An 18,920-nucleotide genomic window follows, 5' to 3' on the forward strand; every position below is an offset into this window, starting at 1 on the left:
AACGTCGTGACGTTCCTGGTATCCAGGCACCTGCAACAAGTACATACGCGCATGCTCAATGTAATCCGGACGAGGTCCGACCAGGCTCATATCACCTTTGAAAACATTGATGATTTGTGGTAACTCATCCAGACGGCTGCGACGCAGGAACCGGCCCAGCGGCGTGATCCTGTCTTCCTCAAGCGGGCAATCCGCGCTGCGCTCGATCTTCCGAGCCGGGCGCATCGAGCGAAACTTGTACGCCGTGAAAGGTTTGCAGTTTTGGCCCATGCGCTCTTGCGCAAAAAAAAGCGGTCCCTTGTTCCAGAACGGGTTCAATATCAACAAAAGTACACCGCATAACGACATCAAAGGTAGCAGGAAAAGCGCACTGATCAAAAGATCAAACGCCCGCTTAACAATCTGAAACACAAAACTACGAAAAGGGCTGGAAAAACGACGCTTACCAATCGAACCAGAGCTATCATCCTCAGAAAAACTGGAATCAAACATCTCTACAATAGAACCTGATCATAATCTTTTATTACACACGCAAAGAGGGATGAGTTTTCGTTAATCGCTTAGTAAGCTCTTCGTGAGGTTGTCAATCGGATTCGGCCCATATGTCGATGCATTTCACCTGCTATGTTGCATAAAAGGGTAGGTACGAATTCCCCACCTGAACCCATCCTGATAGCTGGAAGTGGTGAGGTATTATTCCACCGCAAAACGCAAGGCCGCAAATGGACCGTCGTACAGCTCAGGAAAAAAGGGGAGGATCGTCGCCGATCTGTTTTGATTGGATAATGGTTTGCGTCGATCGTATCCGCATTAGGTCATCCCGCCGCGTAAGAATGCCACGCAGCTTAAGCCAACGACGGCCGGAACCGCGTCAAAATAAGATGCTCGGTGTGAGGTACATCAGTCAGAACTTCATGGCCAAGAGCTTTGACCGGTAAGCCTCGGAAATCTGGCCCAGAGGCGCTACCTTCGACAGATACCTCTCGGATAAAGCCCCCAATTTGTACAAGAAAGGTATGTGACAACATCAGTCGGCACTAAAATCTGACAAAGGCCATACCCGGAGGCTTTTTAGTATCGAAATTAGGTCCCGGGTTGTCTCGGTCAAAAGGCATCTATAAGCAGACTTCACTGTTAGTTCTTACTGTTCGAGATTGTGCGCGATGCTCATTGCTCCTGTTATCCTCTGTGGTTTTTTCGACAATCGCCCCCAAGACCCAGTCGACAAAAGATCAGCGTATTTTTACCTTCCTGTCTTCTTCGGATGAATGCCATGAAAATTGTAGTTGCTGGCCTTGGTTATGTGGGGCTGTCCAATGCGGTGCTTTTGGCGCAGCATAATGAGGTTACGGCGGTCGATATCTCTGAGGCGCGCGTGCAGATGGTAAACGACGGCCAGTGCCCGATTGTAGATCCCGACCTAGAAGAGCTTCTTGCCACCCGCGAGCTGGGCCTCAGCGCCACCACAAATGGCAGCGCAGCTTATGAAGATGCGGATTACGTTATCGTTGCGACGCCCACGAACTATGATCCGAAGACCAATTCCTTTGATACGTCCAGTGTCGAAGCCGTTGTGGCCGAAGTTCTGAAGGTGAATCTCACCGCCACGATCGTTATCAAATCCACTATTCCCGTAGGTTTTGTGCGCGACTTGCGTGCCCGAATGGAGACCGAACAGGTGATCTTTTCGCCCGAGTTCCTTCGTGAGGGGCGCGCGCTTTACGACAATCTGTACCCGTCCCGTATCATCGTTGGCGAACGTTCTGAGCGGGCGCGTGTATTTGCGGATTTGCTCCTTGAAGGGGCAAGGAAGAATGATGTCGAAATCCTGTTTACCAATCTGGATGAGGCTGAGGCGATCAAGCTTTTTGCCAATACTTACCTCGCGATGCGCGTAGCGTTCTTTAATGAACTTGATAGTTATGCAATGGCGGGTGGTATGGATACTCGTCAGATCATCCAAGGCATCAGCCTCGATCCGCGCATTGGTGCGCATTACAACAACCCTTCCTTTGGCTATGGCGGTTATTGCTTGCCCAAAGACACCAAGCAGCTGCTGGCCAACTACAACCACGTCCCGCAGAACCTGATCCGCGCCATCGTGGACGCAAACCGCACCCGCAAGGATTTCTTGTCCGACCAGATTCTGATGAAAGGTCCCAAAGTGGTCGGCATCTATCGTCTTGTGATGAAGGCGGGGTCGGACAATTACCGACAGTCTTCGATCCAGGGGATCATGAAGCGGCTGAAAGCCAAGGGTATCAAGGTCATCGTCTATGAACCGGTTCTAGAGGACGATGATTTTTTCAGAAGTCCGGTAGTCTCTGACCTTGAAGCCTTTAAGGCCGAAGCGGACCTGATCGTGACCAACCGGCTGACAGATGAGATCGCAGATGTGTCTGCTAAGGTTTTCACCCGCGATCTTTTTGGGGCTGACTGAACGCCCGAGATCAAGTGTTTCACGATAGCTGACGAACAGGGCCGGCAGTATGACATCGAAAACCACCGTAATTGGTGTGAGCTTGTCATGAAAGTGCAGGATATCACTGGCTAACAGCCGATGGATCACTTGACCGTCTGCTTTGGATCTTGTGTGGCCGTTCATCGTGCTCAGATTGATGATAGATCAGATCTTCCGCTTTGGTTGGTTCCGTGATCCCCGGTTAGTTGACACTCAGAGTTGGCCGTTAGCCCGCAGGTGCACGATCACGCGGCTTGCCATATTTGCGCATCGCTTGCCTCCGAATGGAAAGATCGCTTCGAATCCACCACGAACCTGTCGTTCAAGCGCTGAGCGCAGTCGGCGACGGGCGCGGAATAGGCGCGTTTTTACTGTGATCGGATTGATCTGCAGCTCACGGGCGATGGCCATAACGCTCATATCTTCGGATTCCCGCAACAAAAACGGAAGGCGCATATCGGGTGGCAGTTCGGAAACCGCGGTTTCCAATAATCCGCGGAGTTGTGCCCGACCTATGGCGGCATCGGGAAGTTCCGAATTTTGACCGGGAAATGTCAGGACCCGAGACAGGTTGGTCTCCTCAACAGTGTTGTACTCTTCCTCTGGCCGAAAACGTCTGCGTTGCATGCGAGCGGTATTGATGACGATCCGGGTTATCCAAGTCGAAAAGCTTGCCCGTTCCTGAAAACTGTCCAGTTTGCTGAAAGCGGACATATAGGCCTCTTGCAGCGCGTCTTCGGCCTCGGCATCTGTATCAACAATGCCTCGGGCAACGCGGAACAGACGCGGGTTCAGACGACGGACAAGTTCACGGACGGCCGTTTCGTTTCCGCTCCGGGCGTCGGCCACAAGCTCTGCTTCGGATTTAGCTGTTCCGTATCGGGCTTCCTTCGCGTGACTTGTCCCGACCGTCATGATCTGCCCTTTCGCTTGATGTTACCTTTCGCGATTATTTCCTGTACCAATGGCAATGCCTCCAAAACCTGATCGGATACATCGCTTTGATCTTCCGAGGCTCCTTCCCAATCCGCATCGGCGGGGGTCCCCACCACAATGCGGCCGACCATCGCCGCCATTTCGTGGGGCAGGCAATAGTAATCGTACACCCCGAGAGCTGTCAGCGTGACCTCGAAATATGCATCGGGCAGCAGAAAGTCGCTGTCCCAGGGGTCCGCCGCCGCAGGAATGCGACGCATTCGGTCATAAACCTTGGGGTGATAGGCGGTCACCGTATGGCTGTTTCCCGGGTCTCGGTTGGTGAAACGGATGGTGGAGCCCGGTGCCACTGACAGACCCAAGGGATCAAACCAGACCCTCTCGCCACGCGCGCTGCCGCGCATTTCAACATTGATAACTGTTTGTTCACCTGATGATCGTGAGACTGCGCAGGTAGCGATCGCGCCACCTGCGAGCCACAGCGCATGGCGTCGCGTGCAGATCATTCGGCCAGCCGTTCTTTTGCCCCCTCATCATGGAACAGCACGACATGTGCGTGGGGCTTTTCCACCCCGGGGTGACCGGCGTTGAAGTAAACATCTGTCGAACTGACAGTGTGCGACCCCAGACCCAGCCCGTCGAATGAAACTCCGTTCTGCAGATCGTCAAGCGGGGTCATATAGACCGTTGCCGACAACTGCCCATCGCGATCATAAGCCAGGAACGGACCAGCGGGCAGGGTGGCCGGGTCTACAAACAGCGTGCCAAGGCCCGGGATAAATTCCGGCAAAGGAAGCACGTCGCTCACTTGCACATAAGGATCACCGGCGGGCGCATTCATAAGAGCCTTTTCGTCATGCGCAGCGGCAAGCGTTGTGGTGGCGAACAACAGTCCGATTGCAGACACAGAGATTTTAGTCATGGGCTTGTCCTTTCCATAGTTCACATCCGGTGCGTCACAATTGGCACCTGTGTTATTGGATGCGCTGCGCGCGAAAAGGTTCCCAAGTTTTTTCGATGGGATTTTGATGGCCGGCCGCGTTGTGGTCAGTTGCGCGGAGTATTCCGGCGACCAGGATCGTATTTACGACGTTCATTCCTGGACTAGCTCTGCTAGTGGATGGCACTCCACCTCATTCCCAAATCCGACAGATGCCTTTGAACCCGTCCGGGATAGTCAGACACGATTGCGTCCACGCCCAGATCAATCATCCTGCCGATCTCGTCGGGTTCATTGACGGTCCACACTGCGACGCACAGGCCCAGCTTTTTGGCAAGAGCCACGTTTTCAGCAGTCACATCCGCAAAATACGGGCACCAAAGCGCACCGCCCGCTTCTTTGACCAACTTTGGAATTTCATCGCGACGGCCGCGAAAGTCCGGACAAACTGCTTTTGATGAATCCTCGCCCACATCGTCCGCGTTATCGGGAAGTTGCGTCAGGTACGAAGACGGCATATCGGGGGCCTGTCGCTGACATTCCTCCAAGAGACTCCAGTCAAAGCTGTGCAGAACCGCACGCGACGACAAACCCTTGGCGCGAACGTCTTGAAGAACCCGGCCGACGAAGCTCTGTCTGTAAACCGCATCATGTGCCAAATCAGGATCTGACTTTAGTTCGAGCATCAGACAGGCATCGCGGTATTTTGGGTCATCGACCAGTTCCAGCAGGTTCATCAGCGTTGGAACACGAACACCGTCCATTTGGGCCTGGTCTGGAAAACGACGACCATAGGCCGAATGCCCATCCAACCGTCCGATGTCGAATTGCTGCATCTGTTCGACGGTCAACGAGGAAACCTTTGGTTCTTCTCCCACCAAAAATCGACCATCGGCGTCACGAAATGTCGGTGCATGCAGTCGGTGGTTATGGGTTATGACCGGAATGCTATCTGCGGTCATAACGACATCAAATTCCAGGAGCGGGACGCCGATGGACAGCGAAAAGTCAAAGCCAATCATACTGTTTTCTGGTAAAACGCCGCGTGCTCCCCGATGCCCCACAACCCGGATCAGGTTTTCACCGCCACGAAAGGCTTCAACCTGTGGAAACGTCATCAGTTTTGCAGCCTTTCACCGGTTGAATGGTCAAACAGGTGCATATTTTCTGAGGCGATCGAAAACCGCATGTTCGGATGCTGGCCTTCGATTGGGTGGACACCCGGAAGGCTTATCGTAATCGCGCTGCCAGAGCCTATGAGTTGGCCATGCAATAGTGTGTTTGCCCCCAACGGTTCCGCAATCTGAATCGTAGCTCCCAGCGGACCGTTTTCATCCAACAACAGATGCTCTGGCCGTATGCCCAATTTTACCTCGATATCAGGCCCCTGGGATGCACCGATCTCAATTTCTCCGATCTTGACCATCCCGTTTTCACGTCGGGCATCAAACACATTCATCGCAGGGCTGCCAATAAACTGCGCTGCGAACAGAGTTCTGGGTGTTTCGTAAACTTCCAGTGGCGTTCCAATCTGCTCGGCGATACCGCCATTCATCACGATCATCCTGTCCGCCATTGTCATGGCCTCGACCTGGTCGTGCGTAACGTACAGGGAGGTTACTCCAAGCTTTTCCTGGAGCTCACGGATTTCCAGACGCATCTGAACACGCAGTTTGGCATCCAGGTTCGAGAGCGGCTCATCAAACAGGAAGACTGCTGGTTCGCGGACAATGGCACGGCCCATGGCCACTCTTTGGCGTTGACCGCCCGACAGTTGTCTGGGCTTACGATCCAGCAAAGGTTCCAACTGCAATAGCTTGGCCGCGTCTGTCACCTTTTGATCGATCTGATCTTTGGGAAGTCCGGCAATCTTCAGGCCGTAACCCATGTTCTGACGCACGGACATGTGCGGGTAGAGCGCATAGTTCTGGAACACCATCGCGATGTCCCGATCCATAGGCTCTTTGTCGTTGGCCCGTTCCTCACCTATCCGGATTTCCCCGGACGTAACCGTTTCCAACCCTGCCACCATCCGCAGCAGCGTGGATTTACCGCAGCCCGAGGGGCCGACGATCACGATGAACTCTCCGTCTGCGATATCGACATCAATACCGTGGATCACATCCGTCGGGCCAAAACTCTTTTTGACGTTCTCTAGGGTTACTGTTGCCATTTCTTATTTCTCGCTATCGACAAGGCCGCGGACAAAGAGCTTTTGCATCGACACCACAACGATGACCGGTGGGATCATTGCCAGAATTGAGGTCGCCATGATTGTGGGCCAATGCGCAAAATCATCACCCGACGGGAACATCTGCTTGATGCCCATCACGATGGTGTTCATTTCAGGGTCTGTCGTGATCAGCAGCGGCCACAGGTATTGGTTCCAGCCGTAGATGAACAAGATCACAAACAGCGCCGCGATATTGGTCCGGCTCATGGGCACCACGATGTCGATGAAGAACCGCATCGGTCGCGCGCCATCCACACGGGCAGCTTCGGCCAGTTCATCAGGGATCGTCAGGAAGAACTGACGGAACAGGAAGGTCGCCGTTGCCGAAGCGATCAGGGGAAAGATCAGACCGTAATAACTGTTGAGCATGCCAAACCCGGCCACAACCTCGAAGGTTGGGACGATGCGCACCTCGACCGGCAGCATCAGGGTCAGGAAGATCAGCCAGAAAAACGTCGTACGGCCTGGAAACTTGAAGTAGACAATCGCAAAAGCGGACAGCAGCGAAATGATGATTTTGCCCACCGCGATGCCAATTGCCATCACCAGGCTGTTGAACAGCATCGTCGCAACGGGCACGTTTACACCTGAGAACAGCGCCGCTTTGTAGTTCACCCAGAACTGATCACCCGGTACCACGGGCATTGGTGGCGAGACGATGTCTGCCTGGGTCACGGTCGAGGCTACAAAGGCCAGCCAGATCGGGAAAAAGATGATCAAAACGCCTAGGATCATGAAGGCGTGGGTGAACCAGATGCCTACGCCGCGTTTTTCGACCATTCCGTGTTGTTGGGCTGCCATCAGTAATGCACCCTCTTTTCCACGTATTTGAACTGAATGACGGTCAGCAGGCCGACAACAATCAACAGGATGACAGATTGTGCCGATGATGACCCAAGATCCTGACCAACAAACCCATCTGAGAAGACCTTGTAGACTAGGATCGTCGTCGCCTGTTGTGGGCCTCCGCCAGTGATCGTGTGGATCACTCCGAAGGTTTCAAAGAAGGCATAAACAACGTTTACCACCAGCAGGAAGAATGCAGTCGGGGACAGCAGCGGCAGCACAATCGTGAAGAACCGGCGCCAGAAATGCGCGCCGTCAATCGCCGCCGCTTCGATGACCGAGCGGGGAACGGATTGCAGCGCTGCAAAGAAGAACAGGAAGTTATAACTGATGCGGCCCCAGGCCGAGGCGACAACAACCAACCCCATAGCTTCGGTGTCGTTCAGGACATGGTTCCAGTCATAGCCAAGCTGGCTGAGGTACCACGCCACAACGCCAACGCGTGTATTGAACATGAACAGCCACAGCACACCTGCCACGGCGGGGGCCACGGCATAAGGCCAGATCAGCAATGTCCGATATACGCCTGACCCTTTAATGAGCCTATCTGCGATAACTGCCAGAAATAACGCCGGAATCATCGAGCAGAGCGTCACAAGCGTCGAAAACACCGCCGTTGTTACGAAAGATGCGCGATAATATTTGTCGCTCAGAAGGAACTCAAAGTTGCCGAGCCCCACAAACTGCGACGACAGACCGAACGGGTCGGGAATGAACAGGGACTGCCACACCGCCTGACCGGCGGGATAAAAGAAGAAGACGGCGGAAATGATGACCTGTGGGGCGATCAGCGCCAATGGCAATAGCCAGCCGCGAAAGGTGACGCGTTTTTCCATCCTGAATTTCCACCGAAGAAAGATAATGCGGGCCCGAAAAGGGCCCGCATGAAGTTATGACTTATTGATTGGCGGATTCGAAGCGGCGCAGCAGCGCGTCACCACGTTCCTTGGCGCTATCCATCGCTTCCTGAGCAGTTTTCTCACCGGCCCAGACGGCCTCAAGCTCTTCGTCGATGATACCGCGGATCTGGTCGAATGATCCCAGACGCAGACCTTTGGAATTCGCGGTCGGCTCTTTCGCTGTCATCTGGATCACAGCGATGTCGGTGCCGGGGTTTTCGTCATAAAAACCTGCCGCACGGGTCGCATCACCCGCTTCGGCCGTGATCGGAAGGTAGCCGGTGTTCTGGTGCCAGGCCGACTGCACGTCAGACGATGACAGGAAGCTCAGGAACTCTCCGACGCCCTTGTACTCCTCAGGGTCATGACCTTCCATTACCCAAAGGGATGCGCCACCGATAATGGTGTTCTGCGGCTCACTTGTGACGGCTTCCCAGTAGGGCAGCGGGCGGACGTCAAAGTCGAATTCGGCCTCTGCCTTGATGCCCGCGTAACCTGCCGAACTTTCAGTGAACAATGCGCATTCGCCTGACCGGAAGTTCGCCCCGCCTTCGTTTCTGCGACCGGTATAGATGAACTTGCCATCCTTGGCCCAGTCACCCATCGCGGTCAGGTGTGCCACCTGCGCCGGACCGTTCAGCATCAGTTCGGTATCCAGACCGGCAAAACCGTTATCCTGAGATGCGAACGGAACGTCGTGATAGGCCGACATGTTTTCAAGATGGATCCAGCTCTGCCATGCGGTGACCAGCGGGCAGTCTTCGCCCCCGGACTTGAGCTGTTCAAGTACGTCTCCAACCTTTTCCCACGTGGACAGATCCGTGTCTGGATCAACGCCGGCCGCTTCGAACGCGTCTCGGTTGACCCAAAGAACTGGCGTGGATGAGTTGAAGGGCAGCGAAAGCATGTCCCCGTCAGTGGTTGTATAGTATCCTTTGACGGCACCAATATACGCGTCGGGATCAAAAGACGCGCCACTTTCAGCCATCACTTCGTAGACCGGCCTGATTGCACCTTCGGCTGACATCATCGTTGCCGTGCCGACCTCGAATACCATCAGGATTTGCGGCTGCTCACCGGCGCGGAAGGCAGCGATCCCCGCGTTCAGGGTTTCCGAGTAGTTGCCCTTGTGGCTTTCAACCACGACATACTCGTCCTGGCTGGCGTTGAATTCTTCCACTTGGGCTTTGACAAGCTCACCAAGGCGGCCGGTAAAGGCGTGCCAGAACTGGACCTCGGTTTGTGCCATTGCCGCCACTGGGGACAATGCAGTTGTTACGGCGAGAGCGCCGAGAAAATTCTTTTTCATGATTCCTCCCATGCATCAGGTTCGATGCTTCGTTGAGTACCGACCGCAACGGGTAAACGGCACACATGACGATTTCACGACGTTAACGTTACAGAAATATAATTCAAGCCCAATCTACTGGATAAAAAAATAACATAGTGTTATGAGGCGAGGGCGGCAGATTGGGATCGGTAATGAGTCAAATTCTTAGAGTCCGGCAGTTAGAAGCCCTTATGGCTGTAACAACCAACGGCTCTGTCACGGCGGCAGCGACCGACCTGGGGGTGAGTCAGCCAGCCGTCAGCAGGTTGCTTTCGGATCTTGAAAAGTCACTTGGGTTTCAGCTTTTCGATCGCCGCGAAGGCCGGTTGGTGCCGACGCAGGAGGTTCGGTATCTTTTGCCCAGCGTCGAGCGTGTTCTGGAACTGATGAGGCAAATATCTGACGTCAGTCAGGACATCACACAGCGCAAAGCAGGGCACATCCGTGTTGCATGCCTGCCCGGGTTCGCCACCAGCCATTTGCCCGATGTTGTCGCCCGATTCTTGAAGGATCGGCCCGGCGTCACCCTGACGATCGAACCTGACAGACCTGAGCGCATTCTTGAATGGATGATCGGCGAGCAGTATGATTTCGGGATCACCGACAGCTTTAACGGTCACCCCGCCGTTGAAAACTGGGATATCGAGGTCCGGACGGTTTGTGTGTTCCCCGCCGGAAGTGAATTGGAAAACCTCTCTGAGGTTACACCGACGGACCTCGTAAACAGCAAAATTATCCACACACGACGCGACAGCGACTTTTTCGGGCGGCTCTCAAAAGCGTTTCAAAGTGCCAATGTGGAGTTAAATTCCCATATTGAAGTCAGGCAGTTCACTGCGGCATGTGAATTGGCCGTGAAGGGCGTTGGCGTCTCCGTCGTGAGCGAACTTGACGCCGTCCAATACGCAGCGCACGGATTAAGCTATCGACCGTTCAAGCCATTCTTGCCGCATACTCTCTCGCTTGTTCGCCCGATTTTGAAACAACCTTCACTGGTGACGCTGGAATTCATCGAGCAGTTCCGAGACAGCCTTGAGCCTTTCAAAGCAGAATAGGGCCGTCGAAATTAATTCTTGCAACCGGTTGCAAAAATATTGATTGTGTCACCTGAGAATTGATTCGGGGGACCGTATGTTGAAGATCGGATTGCTGGGGGCCGGACGTATTGGTCGCGTGCATGCGGAAGCGATTTCGGCACACCCCAAAACCGAATTGACAGCTATTTCAGATGCGGTGAATGATGCCGCTGTCGGATTGGCTGCTGAGTACGGGGCCAGGGTGCAAAGCTCTGACGAGATTATCGGTGATTCTACGATTGATGCGATTCTGATCGCAACGCCTACAGATACGCATTCCGATCTGATTGAAGCGGCAACGCAGGCCGGCAAAGCGGTCCTGTGCGAAAAACCCGTCGATCTGGACCTTGAGCGAGCAAAAATTTGCCAAAAAGCCGCGGGCGTGACTGGTCAACCGGTCATGCTTGGCTTCAACCGTCGCTTCGACCCAAATTTCCAGACGCTGAAAGCCGCCTATGATGCGGGCGAGGTTGGTAAAGCTGAACTATTGTCCATTACGTCGTTTGATCCAGCGCCGCCTCCGGTAAGTTATGTCAAGGTATCGGGCGGGTTGTTCCGGGACATGATGATCCATGATTTTGATATGGTCAACTACCTGACAGGACAAATTCCTGTCACCATTTCAGCTGTGGGAACCTCGGTCGTCGATCCGGAAATAGGGCAGGCCGGTGACGTAGATACGGCTGTGGTAACAATGACTTATCCGGATGGCAGTCTGGCCGTGATCAAGAACTCGCGGAGGGCAGCATACGGGTATGATCAACGAGTCGAACTACTAGGCTCAAGGGGTCTTTTGCAGGCGCATAATGTCCTTGAGAACTCAGTTGTTAAATCAACAGCCGACGGCGTGACCGGAGCGAAGCCAACATACTTCTTTCTTGAACGCTACATGACCGCTTATCGCGCCGAATGGGATGCGTTTACGCGCGCCATTCAGTCCGGCTCGGACGTGCCGGTAACACTTGAGGATGGTGTCGCAGCGTTGGCAATGGCCGAAGCCGCAACGCGCTCGGCGAAGTCCGGAAGGCCCGTGGCGATGGAGGAAGTTCTTTGAAACCGGTTGCAAAATGATCGGATATCCGGAAACTGAAGGAAGCCCGATCACGGATCGGAGCAGACGAGATTCGGTTTAGCCGAATGGCCGGGCAGACCCGGCACCAAGATTGAATTTTCTATTGGGAGGAATGGAAATGAAAAAAATCGTAAAAGGTGTGCTGATGGCCAGCGCAGTCGCATTTGCCGGCGCCACAGGCGTTGCGGCAGAAGGCGAGAAGTATATTCTGGTCAGCCATGCTCCGGACAGTGACAGCTGGTGGAACACCATTAAAAACGGTATTGCCCTGGCGGGCGATCAGATGGGCGTTGAGGTCGAATATCGCAACCCGCCTACCGGTGACCTTGCCGACATGGCGCGGATCATCGATCAGGCCGCAGCTTCGGGACCCAATGGTATCATTACTACGCTGGCCGACCCGGACATTTTGGAAGGTCCGATCAAAGCCGCCGTGGATTCCGGTATCGACGTCATCATCATGAATACTGGCACGCCGGAAAAGGCGCGCGAAGTTGGTGCGTTGATGTATGTCGGCCAGCCGGAATATGACGCTGGATTGGCTGCTGGCCAGCGCGCCAAAGACGATGGCATTGGCTCGTTCCTGTGCGTAAACCACTATATCGTGCAGCCATCCAGCCAAGAACGCTGCCAGGGCTTTGCAGACGGTCTGGGCATCGAACTGGGCGAGCAGATGATCGACGCGGGTCAAGACCCGGCCGAGATTAAGAACCGCGTTCTGGCCTACTTGTCGGCAAACCCCGAAACGGAAGCCGTTTTGACACTTGGCCCGACATCGGCTGACCCGACCATTCTGGCGCTGGAAGAAAATGGTATGGCCGGTGACATTTACTTCGGCACCTTCGATCTGGGCGGTGAAATCGTCAAAGGCATCAAAAGTGGTGTGATACAGTGGGGCATCGACCAGCAGCCCTTCCTGCAGGCCTACCTGCCAGTCGTCGTGATGACGAACTACCACCGCTACGGCGTTCTGCCGGGCAACAACATCAACTCAGGCCCCGGTTTCGTGACCGCTGACGGGTTGGAAAAGATCGAAGAGTTCGCGGGCGAATACCGCTGATCTTCAAAACGGTGCGGACGCATGACGTGTGTCCGCACCACCTGATGCAAGCATTCAGACGAACGCGCCAAGGAGGCAACAATGGCTGAGTCAGCGCAATCCGCAGTCGGTGGTGACGAGCGGGTAAAAGAGATATCACCTCTACGCCAGGCCCTGATACGCCCCGAATTGGGCGGAATGGTCGGCACAGTCGCGGTATTCACGTTTTTCCTGCTGTTTGCTTTTGACAGCGGCATGTTCACCAGTCAGGGCGTGATGAACTGGTCCGTGGTTTCCGCGCAGTTCATGATCATCGCTGTTGGAGCCTGTTTGCTTATGATCGCAGGTGAGTTTGACCTTTCCGTCGGCTCAATGATCGGGTTCGCGGGCATGATGATCGCGATTTTCTCGGTCACTCTTAGCTGGCCGGTCTGGATTGCCATCATGGTGACCTTTGTACTTTGCGTCTCAATTGGGGCGCTGAACGGCTTTATCGTCGTGCGCACCGGATTGCCCAGCTTTATCGTGACGCTGGCCTTCTTGTTTATTCTGCGTGGTTTTACCATTTTTCTACCGCAAACAATCGAGCGGAAAACAATCATTGGCGGTATCCGGGATGTAGCCGAGGGCGATTGGCTGGCATCGGTGTTTGGCGGCAAGATAGGGCAGGGCTTTTTCGTCTGGTTGGGTGATAATGACCTAATCGGAACTTTTGAACGCGGCACGCGCGAGGGTCAGCCGGTGGTTGACGGTATCCCCATGCTGATTATTTGGGCCATCGCGCTTATCATCTTCGGCCATGTGCTTCTGACCAAAACAAAGTTTGGCAACTGGATCTTCGCCTCGGGGGGTGACGCTGAGGCTGCGCGAAACTCGGGTGTTCCGGTGAACAGAGTCAAAGTTCTGATGTTCATGTTCACCGCCTTCTGCGCGACGGTTTTTGCGACCTGTCAGGTTATGGAATTCGGTTCCGCCGGTGCAGATCGCGGGTTGCTGAAGGAATTCGAGGCAATCATCGCCGTGGTGATCGGCGGTGCGCTGCTGACCGGCGGTTATGGCTCGGTCCTTGGGGCGGCGCTTGGGGCATTGATCTTTGGCGTGGTGCAGCAGGGGCTGTTTTTTGCCGGGGTCGAAAGCTCTTTGTTCCGGGTGTTCCTGGGCGTGATCCTTTTGGGTGCCGTGATCCTGAACACTTACATCCGTCGCATCATCACAGGAGAACGCTGAGATGACCGAAGATACCAATTTCCATCACGGTGATGTGCAGGGTCAGGATCCGATTATCCGGATGATCGACATTGAAAAGCACTTTGGCTCTGTGATTGCTCTAGCCGGGGTCAGCTTTGATCTGAAGCCGGGTGAGTGTCACTGCCTTCTGGGTGACAATGGTGCAGGTAAATCGACCTTCATCAAGACGATGTCCGGGGTCCATAAGCCGACAGCTGGCGAGATCATCTTTGAAGACAAACCCATGCATTTTGAGGACCCGCGTGATGCCATCGAAGCCGGGATCGCAACAGTACACCAGCATCTGGCTATGATCCCGCTGATGAGCGTCAGCCGCAACTTCTTCATGGGCAATGAACCCACGCGCAAAGTCGCCGGGATCAGCTTTTTCGACAAGAAGTTGGCCGACGAAATCACCATGGAAGAAATGCGCAAAATGGGTATCAACTTGCGTGGTCCCGATCAGGCTGTGGGTACGTTGTCAGGTGGTGAGCGTCAGACGGTTGCGATTGCACGGGCCGTGCATTTTGGCGCTAAAATCTTGATTTTGGACGAACCGACATCGGCTCTTGGCGTGCGCCAGACTTCGAACGTTTTGGCGACCATCGACAAAGTGCGCAGTCAGGGTGTGGGTGTGGTGTTTATCAGCCACAATGTTCGGCACGCGCTGGCGGTTGGCGATCGGTTTACAGTGTTGAACCGGGGTAAAACTCTGGGCACTGCCAAACGGGGTGAGATTTCGCCCGAAGAACTACAGGACCTGATGGCAGGTGGGCAGGAACTGGCCCAGCTGGAAGGGTCTTTGGGCGGAACGGTCTGACGCGGTCCCGCGCAGACCCAGCTTTCGAAAAACTGGTATTCAACGGACTGGCCGGGTGGCCTTGAGTTGAAAGGGATCAATATGGGCAAAACTATCAGACTGACCGCAGCGCAAGCTCTGGTCCGCTACTTGGGCGCGCAGATGAACGAGGCCGGAGAGCCGTTTATCGCAGGTGTCTGGGCTATTTTCGGCCACGGCAACGTGGCTGGCCTCGGTGAGGCGCTGCATGCTGTAAAAGACAGCCTGCCGACCTATCGCGGCCACAACGAACAGACGATGGCGCATTGTGCTATCGCGTATGCGAAGCAGATGCGGCGCACGCGCGCGATGGCGGTGACGTCGTCCATCGGACCGGGCGCGACCAACATGGTGACAGCCGCCGCCTTGGCACATGTGAACCGGTTGCCGGTTCTGATCATCCCCGGGGACATCTTCGCAACGCGTGGTCCCGACCCTGTATTGCAGCAGATCGAGAGCTTTGGGGACGGAACGGTCAGCGCGAACGACTGTTTCAAACCTGTCAGCCGTTACTTCGACCGCATCTCAAGGCCGGAGCATCTGCTAACCGCACTGCCAAGGGCTTTCCGCACGATGACGGACCCGGCCGACTGCGGACCGGCAACACTGGCCTTCTGTCAGGATGTTCAGGCCGAGGCCTACGACTATCCTGCAAGCTTCTTTGAGCCCCGCGTCTGGTATCAGCGTCGCATTCGCCCCGACGAAGGCGAACTGGCCCGCGCCGTCGCTGCCATCAAAGCGGCAAAGCGCCCGGTCATCGTGGCCGGGGGCGGAGTTCACTATTCGGGCGCGACGGACGCGTTGCAGAGTTTCGTGGAAACGCACAATATCCCGATCACCGAGACACAGGCAGGCAAATCCGCCCTGGCATGGGATCATCCACTGAACCTTGGACCCGTGGGCGTGACCGGTGGCGAACCGGCAAACTCGGTCTGCGCTGAGGCTGATCTGGTATTGGCAGTTGGCTCTCGCCTGCAGGATTTCACGACCGGCTCATGGGGTTTGTTTTCGAACCCACAGCGCGAAATGATTTGCCTGAATACCGCTGCCTATGATGCTGAAAAGCACGGCGCGATGCCCCTGCAGTCAGATGCGCGCGTTGGGCTTGAGGAGCTGGGTTCGGCTTTGCAAGGATACCGTGCCGATCCTGTGGCAGATACGCTTAAGGCGGATTGGTACGGCAAGGTCGACAAACTGACCGATGCCCCTGGCGACGGCAATGCGCTGCCGACCGATATGCAGGTGGTTGGTGCGGTTCAGCGAGCCTCGAACAACGATACTGTCGTCATGTGCGCGGCGGGCACCATGCCCGGAGAACTGCACAAGCTGTGGAAGGCCCCGCGTCCGGGTGCCTATCACATGGAATATGGCTTCAGTTGCATGGGGTATGAGATTGCTGGTGCGATGGGCATCAAGATGGCGCAACCGGATCGCGATGTGATCTGCTTTACCGGCGATGGCACCTATATGATGGCGAACTCGGAAATGGCTTCGGCTGCGATGATGGGCATCTCGTTCACCGTGGTCATTACCGATAATCGCGGCTTTGGCTGTATCAACCGTCTGCAGATGGGCACAGGTGGAGCCGAGTTTAACAATCTGCTGGATCATGCTGTGCACGAGAACCCCTCGGCCATCGATTTCGCGGCCCACGCCGCGGCAATGGGCGCGACCTCGGTCAAGGTCAGCTCGATTGCGGAACTGGAAGACGCGCTTGCCAAGCGTGGCGATATCAAAGGGCCTTATGTGGTGGTCATCGACACCGATCCGTACCCTTCGACCGAATACGGCGGGACGTGGTGGGAAGTGGCGGTTCCGGAAGTCAGCATCCGCCCCGAAGTGAACGAAAAACGCGCGGCCTATGAGCTGGCGATCAAGGAAAGAAACACAAAATGAGCGTGAAAATCGGGATTTCTCCGATCGCCTGGCAGAATGATGACCTGCCGGACCTGACCGCGGTGTATACGATGGAACAGGCGCTGAAAGAGGCGCGTGAGATCGGATACACCGGTGTGGAACGTGGTCAGCGGATGCCCAACGATACCGAAGGGTTGCGTGCTTATCTGGAAGGCAATGATATCGCGCTCTGCGGCGGGTGGTGCTCGGGTGCCTCGCTGGTCAATGATTTCGCTGCAGAACGTGAGGCTGTGCGGGAACAGGTTGAGCAGTTTGTCGCCCTGAACAGCCCTTGCATCGTCTATGCCGAATGCTCAAACACCGTTCAGGGCCAAGCGGGTACGCCGGTGAACAACCGACCCAGGCTGACCAAAGACGAAGTATTGGCGTATGCCGCCAAGATCACCGAGCTGGCCAAATGGATGGCCGATCAGGGGATGCCGATGGCCTATCACCATCACATGGGTACCATCATCGAGACCGAAGATGACGTGAACTGGTTGATGGAAGGTTCGGGCCCGGAGGTGAACCTGTGCTTTGACACAGGACACTTGTTGTTTGGCGGCGGCGATGTGATGGCGACCCTCAAACGCTGGGGCGATCGTGTGCATCACATGCATTTCAAAGATATCCGCCCGGCTGTGGTGCAGGACGTAAAGGAGAATGATCGCAGCTTTCTCGATGCGGTCGTCGCCGGAGCATTCACCGTACCAGGTGACGGGTGTATCGACTTTCAGGCCGTGGCGAATGCGCTCAAATCCTTGGATTACAACGGATGGATCGTTGTGGAGGCCGAACAGGACCCGGCCAAGGCTCCGCCATACGAATATTCCAAGAAAGGCTACGAGCACATTCTCGACGTCTGTGGACAGGCAGGATTGGAGGTCCAGTCGTAACAAATCTCCCTACGGGGTTAACACCGAAGCCATGAAAAGGAGAAGATCATGGTAAATCAGCAGCTAGGTTTTGTCGGCTATTTCGACCGGGAATCCTGTGATCTGGATGAATTCAAGGTGTTGACCTCGCAGAACCTTACAGCCGATGTCGTCCCGTACGCCACCACGATCGAAAAGAACGTTCCAGTTTATGACATGGACGAGCTGCGCCCTGCGCTGGAAAACGTAGGTAAGCGCAAGGCTCTGCTGGCCGAGTGGGGCCATGTGTTGGACAAATCGTCAGGCGTAATCGTTCTGAAACGTGCGTTCGCCGATACGTCCGTGATTGACCGCGCAACCGATGTCTTTCGCCAGATCATAGCTGACGAAAGACAAAGCGGCGCGGGAGAGGGTGACCACTTTGCGGCGTCCGGGGCCAATGATCGGATCTGGAACGCCCTGCAAAAGCAATGTCAGCGCGACCCCGAGGGCTTTGCCCTCTATTTTGGGAACACGGCTGTTGCTGCAGCCTGCGAGGCGTGGTTGGGGCCAAACTATCAGGTCACGGCACAGATCAATCAAGTGCGTCCAGGCGGTAAAGCGCAGCAGGTGCACAGGGATTACCACCTTGGATTTCAGAGTGCAGAAAGTGCTGCGCGCTACCCCGCACATGCACATCTGGTCACGGCATCACTGACATTGCAGGGGGCGATTGCCCATTGCGACATGCCAGTCGAAAGCGGGCCAACCAAGCTGCTGCCGTTCTCGCAGATTTATCCGCCGGGCTACCTGGCGTTTCATGACGAGGGCCACCGCGCGCATTTTGAAGACTGCTATATCCAGCTGGCGCTGGACAAGGGGGATGCTGTGTTCTTCAACCCGGCACTGTTCCATGCGGCTGGTGAAAATCGCAGTGCGGATATCGACCGGATGGCGAACTTGTTGCAAATCTCATCTGCATTTGGCCGCGCAATGGAAGCTGTTGACCGACGGTCTATGTCCGAGGTGGTATTTCCGTCGCTTGTTGCGTTGAAACAACGTGGACAGCTGAAAGGGGCCGAACTGGATGCAGTCATCGCCGCCACGGCAGAGGGATACCCGTTCCCGACCAACCTGGATACGGATCCTCCGGTCGGTGGCAACGCCCCGGAAAGTCAGGCCGACATTTTGCGTCGTGCTGTGTCAGAAGGCTGGACCGAAAAACAATTGGCCGAGACATTCTCGGCGCTGCAAACAAGGCAAGCTGCCTGAA

The 18,920-nt window shown here is 55.2% G+C and carries 18 protein-coding genes; 9 read left to right on the plus strand and 9 right to left on the minus strand.

Going from position 1 to position 18,920, the window contains the following annotated elements; all coding sequences use genetic code 11:
* A partial coding sequence (locus tag AC2FJE_RS10455) for a sugar transferase (RefSeq protein ID WP_282169419.1) occupies window positions 1-492 on the minus strand: 492 nt, incomplete at its 3' end.
* A 781-nt stretch (window positions 493-1,273) separates the two neighbouring features.
* Between AC2FJE_RS10455 and AC2FJE_RS10460 the strand changes: the two genes are divergently transcribed.
* A complete protein-coding gene (locus tag AC2FJE_RS10460; protein ID WP_496756170.1) occupies window positions 1,274-2,440 on the plus strand; it encodes a nucleotide sugar dehydrogenase in 1,167 nt (388 codons plus the stop codon).
* 234 nt (window positions 2,441-2,674) lie between these two features.
* Here the strand turns inward: AC2FJE_RS10460 and AC2FJE_RS10465 are convergent, their stop codons facing one another.
* From AC2FJE_RS10465 to ugpB, 8 genes are all read right to left on the minus strand, one after another.
* Window positions 2,675-3,376 (minus strand): RNA polymerase sigma factor, encoded by a 702-nt coding sequence (locus AC2FJE_RS10465; protein WP_496756167.1) that lies wholly within the window; start codon window positions 3,374-3,376, stop codon window positions 2,675-2,677.
* On the minus strand, window positions 3,373-3,903 hold the full coding sequence (locus AC2FJE_RS10470; RefSeq protein ID WP_496756165.1) for a plastocyanin/azurin family copper-binding protein: 531 nt from the start codon (window positions 3,901-3,903) through the stop codon (window positions 3,373-3,375). Before AC2FJE_RS10470 ends, AC2FJE_RS10465 begins: the two co-directional genes overlap by 4 nt.
* The gene (locus AC2FJE_RS10475) at window positions 3,900-4,319 is read right to left on the minus strand and encodes a hypothetical protein (RefSeq protein ID WP_496706630.1); all 420 of its coding nucleotides are present in this window, start codon (window positions 4,317-4,319) and stop codon (window positions 3,900-3,902) included. The genes AC2FJE_RS10470 and AC2FJE_RS10475 overlap by 4 nt, the downstream gene beginning before the upstream one ends.
* A 191-nt stretch (window positions 4,320-4,510) precedes the next feature.
* Entirely contained in the window at window positions 4,511-5,455 is a 945-nt protein-coding gene (locus AC2FJE_RS10480; RefSeq protein WP_496756163.1) for a glycerophosphodiester phosphodiesterase family protein, read from the minus strand.
* Window positions 5,455-6,510 carry a sn-glycerol-3-phosphate ABC transporter ATP-binding protein UgpC gene (ugpC, locus tag AC2FJE_RS10485; RefSeq protein WP_496756161.1) on the minus strand — a complete coding sequence of 352 codons (1,056 nt, stop codon included), beginning with the start codon at window positions 6,508-6,510 and terminating at the stop codon, window positions 5,455-5,457. Before ugpC ends, AC2FJE_RS10480 begins: the two co-directional genes overlap by 1 nt.
* A 3-nt stretch (window positions 6,511-6,513) precedes the next feature.
* A complete protein-coding gene (ugpE, locus tag AC2FJE_RS10490; protein WP_058274572.1) occupies window positions 6,514-7,350 on the minus strand; it encodes a sn-glycerol-3-phosphate ABC transporter permease UgpE in 837 nt (278 codons plus the stop codon).
* Between the two features lie 20 nt (window positions 7,351-7,370).
* The gene (ugpA, locus tag AC2FJE_RS10495) at window positions 7,371-8,252 is read right to left on the minus strand and encodes a sn-glycerol-3-phosphate ABC transporter permease UgpA (protein WP_058274560.1); all 882 of its coding nucleotides are present in this window, start codon (window positions 8,250-8,252) and stop codon (window positions 7,371-7,373) included.
* Between the two features lie 61 nt (window positions 8,253-8,313).
* The gene (gene ugpB / locus AC2FJE_RS10500) at window positions 8,314-9,624 is read right to left on the minus strand and encodes a sn-glycerol-3-phosphate ABC transporter substrate-binding protein UgpB (protein WP_496723096.1); all 1,311 of its coding nucleotides are present in this window, start codon (window positions 9,622-9,624) and stop codon (window positions 8,314-8,316) included.
* 173 nt (window positions 9,625-9,797) lie between these two features.
* Here ugpB and AC2FJE_RS10505 point away from each other — a divergent pair, with 173 nt between their 5' ends.
* The 8 genes from AC2FJE_RS10505 (at window position 9,798) to AC2FJE_RS10540 (ending at window position 18,919) form a co-directional block, all read left to right on the plus strand.
* The gene (locus tag AC2FJE_RS10505; protein ID WP_496756158.1) at window positions 9,798-10,700 is read left to right on the plus strand and encodes a LysR substrate-binding domain-containing protein; all 903 of its coding nucleotides are present in this window, start codon (window positions 9,798-9,800) and stop codon (window positions 10,698-10,700) included.
* Window positions 10,701-10,776: 76 nt separating this feature from the next.
* Window positions 10,777-11,775: an inositol 2-dehydrogenase gene (gene iolG, locus AC2FJE_RS10510; RefSeq protein WP_496760926.1), complete on the plus strand. Its 999-nt coding sequence runs from the start codon at window positions 10,777-10,779 to the stop codon at window positions 11,773-11,775.
* Window positions 11,776-11,911: 136 nt separating this feature from the next.
* Window positions 11,912-12,853 (plus strand): sugar ABC transporter substrate-binding protein, encoded by a 942-nt coding sequence (locus AC2FJE_RS10515; RefSeq protein WP_058274571.1) that lies wholly within the window; start codon window positions 11,912-11,914, stop codon window positions 12,851-12,853.
* Window positions 12,854-12,934: 81 nt separating this feature from the next.
* Window positions 12,935-14,059 (plus strand): ABC transporter permease, encoded by a 1,125-nt coding sequence (locus AC2FJE_RS10520; RefSeq protein WP_058274556.1) that lies wholly within the window; start codon window positions 12,935-12,937, stop codon window positions 14,057-14,059.
* 1 nt (window position 14,060) lies between these two features.
* Window positions 14,061-14,879: an ATP-binding cassette domain-containing protein gene (locus tag AC2FJE_RS10525; protein WP_058274555.1), complete on the plus strand. Its 819-nt coding sequence runs from the start codon at window positions 14,061-14,063 to the stop codon at window positions 14,877-14,879.
* 81 nt (window positions 14,880-14,960) lie between these two features.
* Entirely contained in the window at window positions 14,961-16,793 is a 1,833-nt protein-coding gene (iolD, locus tag AC2FJE_RS10530) for a 3D-(3,5/4)-trihydroxycyclohexane-1,2-dione acylhydrolase (decyclizing) (RefSeq protein ID WP_496756153.1), read from the plus strand.
* A complete protein-coding gene (gene iolE / locus AC2FJE_RS10535) occupies window positions 16,790-17,689 on the plus strand; it encodes a myo-inosose-2 dehydratase (RefSeq protein ID WP_496756151.1) in 900 nt (299 codons plus the stop codon). The genes iolD and iolE overlap by 4 nt, the downstream gene beginning before the upstream one ends.
* Before the next feature lie 48 nt (window positions 17,690-17,737).
* Window positions 17,738-18,919: a phytanoyl-CoA dioxygenase family protein gene (locus AC2FJE_RS10540; protein ID WP_496756149.1), complete on the plus strand. Its 1,182-nt coding sequence runs from the start codon at window positions 17,738-17,740 to the stop codon at window positions 18,917-18,919.
* Window position 18,920: the final 1 nt, after the last annotated feature.

The organism is Ruegeria sp. CDSC002 (assembly GCF_059610905.1).

What these genes read in the sequence shown, in the direction of transcription:
- iolG (WP_496760926.1), top strand. Translation starts at nt 10,777, where the DNA reads ATGTTGAAGATCGGATTGCTGGGGGCCGGACGTATTGGTCGCGTGCAT.
- AC2FJE_RS10460 (WP_496756170.1), top strand. Translation starts at nt 1,274, where the DNA reads ATGAAAATTGTAGTTGCTGGCCTTGGTTATGTGGGGCTGTCCAATGCG.
- AC2FJE_RS10525 (WP_058274555.1), top strand. Translation starts at nt 14,061, where the DNA reads ATGACCGAAGATACCAATTTCCATCACGGTGATGTGCAGGGTCAGGAT.
- ugpC (WP_496756161.1), bottom strand. Translation starts at nt 6,510, where the DNA reads ATGGCAACAGTAACCCTAGAGAACGTCAAAAAGAGTTTTGGCCCGACG.
- AC2FJE_RS10470 (WP_496756165.1), bottom strand. Translation starts at nt 3,903, where the DNA reads ATGATCTGCACGCGACGCCATGCGCTGTGGCTCGCAGGTGGCGCGATC.
- ugpE (WP_058274572.1), bottom strand. Translation starts at nt 7,350, where the DNA reads ATGGTCGAAAAACGCGGCGTAGGCATCTGGTTCACCCACGCCTTCATG.
- AC2FJE_RS10465 (WP_496756167.1), bottom strand. Translation starts at nt 3,376, where the DNA reads ATGACGGTCGGGACAAGTCACGCGAAGGAAGCCCGATACGGAACAGCT.
- iolD (WP_496756153.1), top strand. Translation starts at nt 14,961, where the DNA reads ATGGGCAAAACTATCAGACTGACCGCAGCGCAAGCTCTGGTCCGCTAC.
- ugpB (WP_496723096.1), bottom strand. Translation starts at nt 9,624, where the DNA reads ATGAAAAAGAATTTTCTCGGCGCTCTCGCCGTAACAACTGCATTGTCC.
- AC2FJE_RS10475 (WP_496706630.1), bottom strand. Translation starts at nt 4,319, where the DNA reads ATGACTAAAATCTCTGTGTCTGCAATCGGACTGTTGTTCGCCACCACA.
- iolE (WP_496756151.1), top strand. Translation starts at nt 16,790, where the DNA reads ATGAGCGTGAAAATCGGGATTTCTCCGATCGCCTGGCAGAATGATGAC.
- ugpA (WP_058274560.1), bottom strand. Translation starts at nt 8,252, where the DNA reads ATGGAAAAACGCGTCACCTTTCGCGGCTGGCTATTGCCATTGGCGCTG.
- AC2FJE_RS10515 (WP_058274571.1), top strand. Translation starts at nt 11,912, where the DNA reads ATGAAAAAAATCGTAAAAGGTGTGCTGATGGCCAGCGCAGTCGCATTT.
- AC2FJE_RS10505 (WP_496756158.1), top strand. Translation starts at nt 9,798, where the DNA reads ATGAGTCAAATTCTTAGAGTCCGGCAGTTAGAAGCCCTTATGGCTGTA.
- AC2FJE_RS10540 (WP_496756149.1), top strand. Translation starts at nt 17,738, where the DNA reads ATGGTAAATCAGCAGCTAGGTTTTGTCGGCTATTTCGACCGGGAATCC.
- AC2FJE_RS10480 (WP_496756163.1), bottom strand. Translation starts at nt 5,455, where the DNA reads ATGACGTTTCCACAGGTTGAAGCCTTTCGTGGCGGTGAAAACCTGATC.
- AC2FJE_RS10520 (WP_058274556.1), top strand. Translation starts at nt 12,935, where the DNA reads ATGGCTGAGTCAGCGCAATCCGCAGTCGGTGGTGACGAGCGGGTAAAA.